General features: G+C 47.1%; 5 protein-coding genes and 2 rRNA genes (1 of these 7 running past the window's edge). 2 read left to right on the top strand and 5 right to left on the bottom strand.

Annotation, left to right across the window (positions count from 1 at the left end):
• Together PKOR_RS04025 and rrf are read left to right on the top strand one after the other, a co-directional pair.
• Positions 1-422 (top strand): 23S ribosomal RNA (locus PKOR_RS04025); it begins 2,475 nt to the left of the window's first position.
• Positions 423-521: 99 nt separating this feature from the next.
• A 5S ribosomal RNA gene (rrf, locus tag PKOR_RS04020) occupies positions 522-633 on the top strand.
• Between the two features lie 210 nt (positions 634-843).
• On the opposite strand, the gene PKOR_RS04010 is transcribed toward rrf, so the two are convergent.
• From PKOR_RS04010 to PKOR_RS03990, 5 genes are all read right to left on the bottom strand, one after another.
• On the bottom strand, positions 844-2,133 hold the full coding sequence (locus PKOR_RS04010) for a M16 family metallopeptidase (protein WP_046309263.1): 1,290 nt from the start codon (positions 2,131-2,133) through the stop codon (positions 844-846).
• Positions 2,134-2,151: 18 nt separating this feature from the next.
• On the bottom strand, positions 2,152-3,282 hold the full coding sequence (gene porV / locus PKOR_RS04005) for a type IX secretion system outer membrane channel protein PorV (protein ID WP_046309262.1): 1,131 nt from the start codon (positions 3,280-3,282) through the stop codon (positions 2,152-2,154).
• A 50-nt stretch (positions 3,283-3,332) separates the two neighbouring features.
• Positions 3,333-7,196, bottom strand: a complete 3,864-nt coding sequence (porU, locus tag PKOR_RS04000) for a type IX secretion system sortase PorU (RefSeq protein ID WP_084694721.1) — start codon at positions 7,194-7,196, stop codon at positions 3,333-3,335.
• A gap of 276 nt (positions 7,197-7,472) precedes the next feature.
• Complete coding sequence (gene pssA / locus PKOR_RS03995) at positions 7,473-8,180, bottom strand: CDP-diacylglycerol--serine O-phosphatidyltransferase (protein WP_046309261.1); 708 nt, start codon at positions 8,178-8,180, stop codon at positions 7,473-7,475.
• A gap of 21 nt (positions 8,181-8,201) precedes the next feature.
• On the bottom strand, positions 8,202-8,837 hold the full coding sequence (locus tag PKOR_RS03990; protein ID WP_046309259.1) for an MBL fold metallo-hydrolase: 636 nt from the start codon (positions 8,835-8,837) through the stop codon (positions 8,202-8,204).
• Positions 8,838-8,856: the final 19 nt, after the last annotated feature.

The raw sequence follows: 8,856 nt of genomic DNA, 5'->3' as shown, positions 1-8,856 counted from the left end.
CCCAAGAGCTCATATCGACGGGGAGGTTTGGCACCTCGATGTCGGCTCGTCACGTCCTGGGGCTGGAGAAGGTCCCAAGGGTTCGGCTGTTCGCCGATTAAAGTGGCACGCGAGCTGGGTTCAGAACGTCGTGAGACAGTTCGGTCCCTATCTGTTGTGGGCGTAGGAGATTTGAGGGGTCCTGACCTTAGTACGAGAGGACCGGGTTGGACGAGCCTCTGGTGGACCTGTTGTGGCGCCAGCCGCAGCGCAGGGTAGCTACGCTCGGACGGGATAAGCGCTGAAAGCATCTAAGTGCGAAACCCGCCCCAAGATGAGATCTCCCTTGAAGGGCCGTCAAAGACGATGACGTTGATAGGCCGCAGGTGTAAAGTCAGAGATGGCAAAGCCGAGCGGTACTAATTGCCCGGGCGCGTCCGGTGCGGTGCACTGGCCCGCCGCTCTCGTAAATTTCCTTGCTTTTCTCTCCCCCACTTATCATGTCATAAAGCATAGGGCACGCATAGAAACCGTGCAACGATAATGGTGGCTATGGCCCCGGTGAGCACCTCTTCCCATTCCGAACAGAGCAGTTAAGCCCGGGAGCGCCGATGGTACTGGGGTCACACCCGGGAGAGTAGGTGGCCGCCAACCCCAACAAAGGGGCAGCAGGAGACAATCCCGCTGCCCCTTTTCCTTTTTATACACCCACCAGGGAAGGGAGGCATAGCAGCCCCAACAAACTGGCATGGCAGGCACGAAGGAGCCGCCATGAGATTAGAAGGCCAGCCAAAGGCATGGCCACAAAAAAGCCCCCGCTCTGAAGCGGAGGCTTTTTTGCTTATTGGGAGGTGTTAGTGTTATCTATTTAGTTCTTCCAGCAACAGATGTATAAAAGTCTTCTTCCTGCAAGTACTGCTTAGCCAGATCCTGAAGTTCGGGAGCTGTTACAGTACGAATCGTCGTAACATAGTTATTATAGTGTTCAGGAGTTAGCTGGTGCGTTACTATTCGTTTATACCTATCGCATTGATCAAATATGGTTGAAATGTCATTCAAGAACTTTCCTAGCATATAATTCTTTACTGTTTCTAACTCCTCTGCCGGAATTTCTTCCTGCTGTAACTGCTTCACTTCTTTTAGAACTTCCTCAATAGTATGATCAGTCACGGCAAAGTTTACATCAGTACCTATATAGAACAGGCTATCCTGTTCCTTAGGAGAGATAACAGAATATATACCATATGTATATCCTTTATCTTCCCGGATGTTACGCATGAGCCTTGATCCAAAGTAACCACCTAGTACTTCATTAAGTATTAGAAGCTTTTGATAATCTTGATGGTTTGGCTTAGGGAAACGTTTCCCGATACGAATGGAGGACTGAAGGCTTTCAGCTACCTGTACTAGCTTATACTTTTCATTCGCTCCAGTTATCTCTTGAAGGTTCTTGTGAGAGGCTGAGGCTGCAGAAGGTTCTAGTTGTAGGGCCGAAATCTTATTTTGTAGCTCTCGCTGCAGAATGTCGTCTATGGCACCACACGCAAATACCTCTAGTTCCTGCGTAACAAAACGGTTACGGTAAAATGTCTTTACATCTTCAATGGAAATGGCTTCTAATACGCCCTCATCAAATCCAAAAGTATAAGGATGGCGATCGCCATAAACCTGCTGCGTAAAGCTGTGGGTAGAAAGGTAGTTATTCTTCTGGCGTTGAACCTTCAAAGACTGTATTGTTCGCTGCTTGAGCAGGTTGAACTCCTCCTCCGGAAAGGCAGGGTTTTGCAGTACATCCAGCACTAGTGCTAGCAGTTCAGAAGTATACTTTGCCAGGCAGTACAGTGTAAACTCTGTGCGGTCGTAGCCATGGTTGTTATCGAAAGAAGCACCGTAATAGGCAACTTTATCCGCTATTTGTTTAGCGCTATGGTTAAGGCTACCTTCTAACAGCACTTTAGCGGCTAGGTCTGAACTGCCTTTTTCAGATTCGTACCACTTACCGGCTTTAAAAACAAAATCCAGCCTGACAACAGGCTGGGTTTCGCTTTTTATAGTATGCAGTCGCGCACCGTTACTTAGGTTGGTTACCTCAGCTATCTGAATACTGACGGCATCTATTTCGTATGTTTCAGGAGCTTTTGTTCTATCAAGCATTCTTGTTTATTATGTTTACTATTCCAGGTTTAGAGCAAGGGTAAAGCGCCATGTGTCAGCAAGAGGGTTACCTTGATCGTTAGGAATAAGGTAGGCAGCATCCAAACCAAACTTTTGGTAGCGGATACCTAGACCGGCAGACAAGTACTTTCTGCCACCTTTATCCGGGTGCTCATAAAAATAACCGACACGAGCTGCAAACAGCTGATTATACCAATACTCTACACCTGTAGAAATGTTTACTTCTTTTAATTCCTCACTAGCCCCACCTTCAGCATCTCCAAAAGAAGAGAAGATACCGCTAACCACACTTTGGTCTGAATCGGCTCCCGGAGAAGGGACTAGCAGCTTGTTAGCATCCAGTACAAAAGTAAGGGAGTTGTAAGCGTCAAGGTTATATTTAAGGGCAGTACCAACTTTCAGGTTCGTTGGCAGGAAGCTTTTATCTTCATCTTCTGAATAAGCAATCTTGCCACCAATGTTAGAAATGTTGGCGCCTAAAGCAAGGTTCAGGTTTTGGTTGAGGTCCTTGTTGTAGTATACACCCACGTCTACTGCGGCTGTATTACCTGGCTGAGACTCTACGTTGCTACCGCTCACGTTAACATCGCCAGCAAGGTTAGAGTGGATGAATCGGGCTGAAATACCCAAGCTGAAATTCTCGCTTAGTGCCTGGCCATAAGAAACAGCTACGGCATATTCTTTAGGATTATAGTTCTGAAGCGGGTTCTGCTGAGCATCAATAAATTGAATCTCTCCCAAGTCAAAGTACATTAGGGAAAGGGAAATAGCCGATGTCTCATTCAGCTTTTTATAGCCAGAAAGGTAGTTCAGCGACATATCGTCAACGATATTGCGCAACCATGGCGAATAAGAAAACGCTACGCTCATGTCGTTCTTCACGAAGCCTAGCTTAGCCGGGTTCCAGTAAGAAGCATTGGCATCAGGAGACAATGCTACACCAGCATCTCCTAAAGCTGATGCCCGGGAATCAGGTCCAACAGTCAGAATTGGAACCGCAGTAGTAACGGCATTCAGATCTGAACCAGTTGATGTTGAGGGTGGTGTTTGTTGTGCGATAGCAGCTGGTGCTGAAAGCAAGGCGAACGCTAAAGCGGCGGCCTTCAGTATCTTACTATTTTTCTGCATATAAAGGGTATTGATAGCTCAATCAAATATAGAAAATTTGTACAACGATACTAGTTTATAATTACAAGTTTCTCAACTTTAGAGGCCTTTGCCCCATCTTGCTGCGACCGCACGTTAACTCTATAAATGTAAACGCCGCGAGCTAGCTTATCATTGTATTCATCACGTCCATCCCACGATATTTCTTCTACTCGCGTTTTGCTGCCGTAGCTGGTGGTCTGGAGCGTTTTTACCAACTTGCCTGAAATAGAGTAAATCTGCACTTGTATCTCAAGGTTTTCGCCAGCTCTGTTATGGTCAAAATGAAAAGTTGTTGATGTTGAGAACGGGTTTGGATGGTTCAATACATGCTCTAACGTAAGATCGACATCATTAGATACATAAAATTCTATATATGATTCAGTAGAATTATTATAAGTATCCCAAGCCTTGAGACGAATGGAGTGTGGCCCCGGCGCCAGGTCCTTTAAAGGATATCTTAGCTCGCCTTTCTGAAAGCTGTTGGTTTCAGCTGTGTAGTAGTCATTAAGGACTACCAAAGTGCTTTGATCTTCGTCCAACACGGCTGTTATCTCGTGCCCTATACCTATTCCAGCCGTATTTATACCACTTTCATCAAAAAGCTTTGCCAGTAATACAGTATTTTGACCTGTGGTGCCTCCAGACACAAAGGACTCGTCATCCATAAACAAGCTTACAGTTGGAGGAGTATGATCAGCAACAGCATCCTTAGCCGTGCCACCTATAACAATGTCCTGATCTGCACCCAGCGCATCCTGAGAGCCACTGCTGGCATACAGGCTTATTTTTCCTTGCCCATACTGATAAGAAATGTCCTTTGGTATGACAAAACTTGCCTCAAACAGCCCGTTCTGCACCCTTGCCTTACCGTCATAGATGATGCTCTCGCGTACTTGTACGGGCACCTTCTGACTACCTTCATCGCCCAAAGTATAAAGTATGGTCGGCTTTTCATAAACCCTCAGGTGCAGGTCTCCGGAGAAGTCGCTGGCAATATTGCCAGAGTTGGATTGTACCTGCCCTTGCAGCGTCACTTTACCTAAGGCACTTAAAGTATCTGTTGTAACCTGCTTACCATTAATGCTGGTAATTTTGGCCTCCAGGCTAGGATAAGCCAGCTGCATGGTAGGATCAGATAGGAGCGAGAAGTTACGGTTGTTTACCCCCCTTGAGCCGCTCACATTATCCGTAATACTGTTGTTCTTGGTAAGCATCACTAAATCGCCTAGGCATGGCATACGACCATTGATGGGAGTGAAGGCCGCTTTAAAGAAATTACGGTTCAGCACACGGTTGCCGTTAGAATAAACGGGGCGGGTAGTAGTCAGAAGGCCAACAGCACCTCCGTTGCCATGCAGCAGTGCTAGCTCAGCTCCTGATGGGCGTCCGGGATCGTCGTAACGGCCGAATTCACAGGTGGCGGTAAGTAGAAACGTGAGGTTATCTTTATTTTGCCAATTGCTAACCTGTGGTAAAGTCAGAATTTGTTCAGAAGCCCAACTCACTTCGTTTCCGTGGCCGGTGTAGTTTACGATCAAAGAGCCTTGCTCTACTGCTTTGTCTAAGGCAGCGGAGCCATCCGGTACACGTTGCCCATTTGCTACAGCCTGCTGTTGGTACAAATCGATGTATACTTTGTTGGGGTTATACTTTGGATGATGCTCAACCAGGTAGTTAGACAAGTATTCCGCATCGTTTTGGTGCTCGTTATAGTCTCCGTCGTCTGCTACCAGTGTAACTCTGCTGCGCCAGTTGCCAAAGTGGCTTGGGCTGTCGTAGTTAATGATCTTGTTTACCATTGTGGCAGCCTCTGTAGCTGTTCTTGCCGGAAGCCTGCCAATGCCGATGTCTAACAGGTGGTCGCCTTGAGCATTCTCTGCCCACTCGCCTTCATCCTCATCCAAGAATCCAAAGTAGTCTTCGGAGCTGTAACTGGTAATAGGGTGGAGCGATTCCCGCGATTCATAGACAGGCACAAAGTTGGTGTTGTTGCGGATACGGTCTTTGTAATCATACGACGCATCTCCAAAAAGCAAGAGGTAAAGCACATCGCCTCCAGACTTACTGCTACGGGTGTACAGCATGCGCATAAAATCGCGAATGGCTGTAACATCCTGTGCTCCTGAAGAAAACTCATTGTAAATCTGTTTTGTGGTAACTACCTGCACTTCCATATTGCTGTGCTGAGCACGATGGTTCGCCAGCCTCTGTGCCTCCTGCAAAAATGCTGGGTGGGTCACAATCACAAAATCAAGGGAGCCGCCTTGGTTGAGGCTGTGGAGGTCTTGGTTTTCCACGCGGCCCATGGCTATAGGCTTACTGCTGATATTACCACCTTGAAACACCACAAACTCGCGCAGTATGTTGGTGGCTGTGCTAAAGTTGCCATTGTTGTGTTGCTGCACCACCGGCTGAGTTGCATTGCTAACATCCCAAATCGTGGCGTTAGCCGGAACACCAGCGATACTAAAGCTGCTTATTGGTTGGCTTATACTTTTATAAGAGCGAAAAGAAGTTTGTTCACCATACAGTTTAAGCTGACGCTCATAATTTAAGGTAAGATAGTTTAGGTAGCCCATCGAAGTGGAGCTGCCGCCAGGAGTAAAGGTCAAGGTAACAGAATACTCGCTACTGTTGCCTAACTGCTGCTGGTTTATACTATACGTTTTAGTGCTGTTTACTCCCTCCGGGTGATAGTTGTAGGTCCCACGGTTCGCAATGGACTGTGAGCCGAGTTGTTGGTTATTGAGCTGCAGTGCAAAATAGGTGTTGGCAGGCGAATTAGCCATAAGGGCGGCCTTTAGCTTTACCTCTGAACCAGCCACCACATCAGACACCGGGAAGCTAAAGCTGCGGGTAGTTTGAAAAGAGCTGAACTCTTCACCATACCACTCGCGACCTGAAAAGACCATGTTTTTCAGGTCCTTTTCGTGATAGAGCCGCTCGTTATAGCTTGTAATGGTCTGTGATGCTCCCGTAGCCTGGCCGCGTGAAGTTACCTTGGCACCAGGGCTATGATTGACGCGCAGGAAGTAAAAGGCAGTATCAGAATATATATTTAGTTCATGCTGAAACAGCTGCTCCGATGCATCATAACGCCATGCGTGTGGCCCCTGCGCATAAAATAGTACATAATCTCCGTCGTCAAACTTTCCATCGTCTTCCCCAATAACTGTTATGGCATTTTCCTGCAGGTCGTCGGGGCGAGGGGAGCTGTTAGGCTGAGGCAGCATGCCGCCACCGTTCCCGTAAAGCTGTATCTTTTTCGGGTCTAAACTCTGCGTGCTGATGCCTAGCGCCTGCAATACACTTTTATCTATCTTGTGGATGCCGCTCTCAGTTACTGCTAACTTATACCACTCACCGGTGCTGAGCACAGAGCTACTGGCAAAGCTGAAAGATTTAGCTGTAGCCGTTTGGGAAAAGGTAGTTGTAATGCCGCTTGAAGAATAGGTATAGCTAAAGCTAACAAGTTTCTCAAGTTGCAGTGTAGCAGGGTTGCGGCGGATAGGAAGTATGCTAATGATGGTTGCCGGTACTTTGTTTCGCATGGCCTGTGCTACCTGCACCTCTGGCTCTTTACCAAAAGTATACTGGCCAAATAGCAACTGCTCAGCGGCTGTAAAAACCTCATATTGGGTATTGGTAAGGTTAAAGCTTTCTACCGAAACACCCGGGAGTTGCAGGCGGTAATAAGGCAGACCTTCTGTAGGATTTACAGAGGCTCCCTTAAAAACCGGGATCATTCCGGAGGAGTGCAGAACAGGGAGGACTTTCGTTTGGCCCTGCCAAGCAAGGGTGATAGAAGTGGGGGCTGTGGTTTGGGCATTAGCAGTTGTCAGGCATGTAAGCAGACAAAGGGTGCATGCATAAACCAATCGCTGGAACCACATCATAAGCATGTAATAGTTAGAAAAAGCTGTTTGCCATACTATACGTAGAGGCGGACAGCATTCTTATATACTTCCAAAGATAAGGCTAAAATGTTGAAATAGAGACAGCTTTTATACCCTGCTTAAGCTCAAGCTTACAAAAGCATAAGCAGGGTAGCCGATAGATTACTAACTATTTACCTTTTTAGTGTCAGTACCTATGCTCAGGATGTCTCAAGCCCAGCAATACAGCTTTACCTTGTGAGGTTAGGGCTTAGTCACCCTCAGGATCAAAATTTATGATGTTTGGGATGTTTTTTTGATGACAGACAAAAGTACGTACAGCACTATAATCAATGGTATGGCCGCGAACTTTAGTACAACCGCCAGGATAACCGATAAGCCCAGGAAAACAAAGCGGATAGAGTTATCTTGCCAGGTAAAGTTCTTGAACTTGAGAGCAAACAATGGCAACTCAGCAACTAGCAGGTAAGACAAAACTATGGTCAGCACCAGCAGCACCACCGGGTTCAGGATGATCTCAAAAGCTAGCAGACCTTCTGTTTCCAGGATAAGTGGCAGTGATGCCACAAACAGGGTACAGGCTGGCGTTGGCAACCCTATAAATGAGGTGGTTTGGCGGGTGTCGATGTTAAACTTAGCCAGTCGTAAGGCAGAGAAAATAGTAATGAGGAACCCGAAGAAGGGCGCTACATCGGCAGGTATACTTAAAAAAGAAGCTTCAGCACGCTGCAGAAGTATGAACATAACAGTGCCTGGTACCACACCAAAAGATACCATGTCGGCAAGTGAGTCCAGTTGCTTACCGATCTCTGAATAGGCACCCATTAGCCGGGCCACCATGCCATCCAAGAAGTCGAAAACGGCGGCAATGCCCACCAGGTAAGCGGTGTAAATCAATTCTCCTTTGAAAGCAAAGTATAACGCCAAACAACCAGAAAAGAGGTTGAGGCAGGTAATAGCGTTTGGAATGTGCTTTTTCATACAAAAGATACGGAGGCAGGGCTACCGTAAAAAGGGGTTATACTTTTTCTCATAGCCGATGGTGGTTTCCGGACCGTGGCCAGGGTAAACCGTTACCTCATCAGGCAGAGTGAAAAGCTTTGTTCTTATACTTTGGATAAGCGTGTCGAAGTCGCCGCCGGGCAGGTCGGTGCGGCCAATGCTGCCCTGGAAGAGTACATCGCCACCAATAACAGTTCTATCAGTCTTATTATAGAATACCACGTGGCCTGGCGCATGGCCTGGCGCAAAGATCACTTCCAGTGCGGTGTTGCCAAACTTTACCGTGTCACCCTCTTTAAGGTAGGAGGCTGGCAGTTGTTCTGCATACTGCGGAAAGCCATAGTTGGAGGCATAAGTAGGTACGGCACGTAGCACCTGCTCGTCCTCCTGGTGTATTTCCAGGCCTACACCATATGTGTCGGCTACAAATTTATTGCCCAGCACATGGTCTATGTGGCAGTGGGTGTTAAGAAGGCGAACTACTTTTAGCCCATTGTCTTCGATGTACTTTTTTAGCTGGTCCTGCTCCCTGCGCTCATAACAACCAGGGTCTACTATTACACACTCTTTGCTGTCATCGTGCAGTAGGTAAGTGTTCTCCTGAAAGGGGTTAAAAGTAAGGCAGGTAACCTTCATAGTTTTAGATTAAGGGTAC

Source organism: Pontibacter korlensis (genome assembly GCF_000973725.1).
GTDB classification, from domain to species: domain Bacteria; phylum Bacteroidota; class Bacteroidia; order Cytophagales; family Hymenobacteraceae; genus Pontibacter; species Pontibacter korlensis.
Note: the sequence above shows the minus strand (reverse complement) of the source record. Positions and strands in the feature narration are given on the sequence as shown.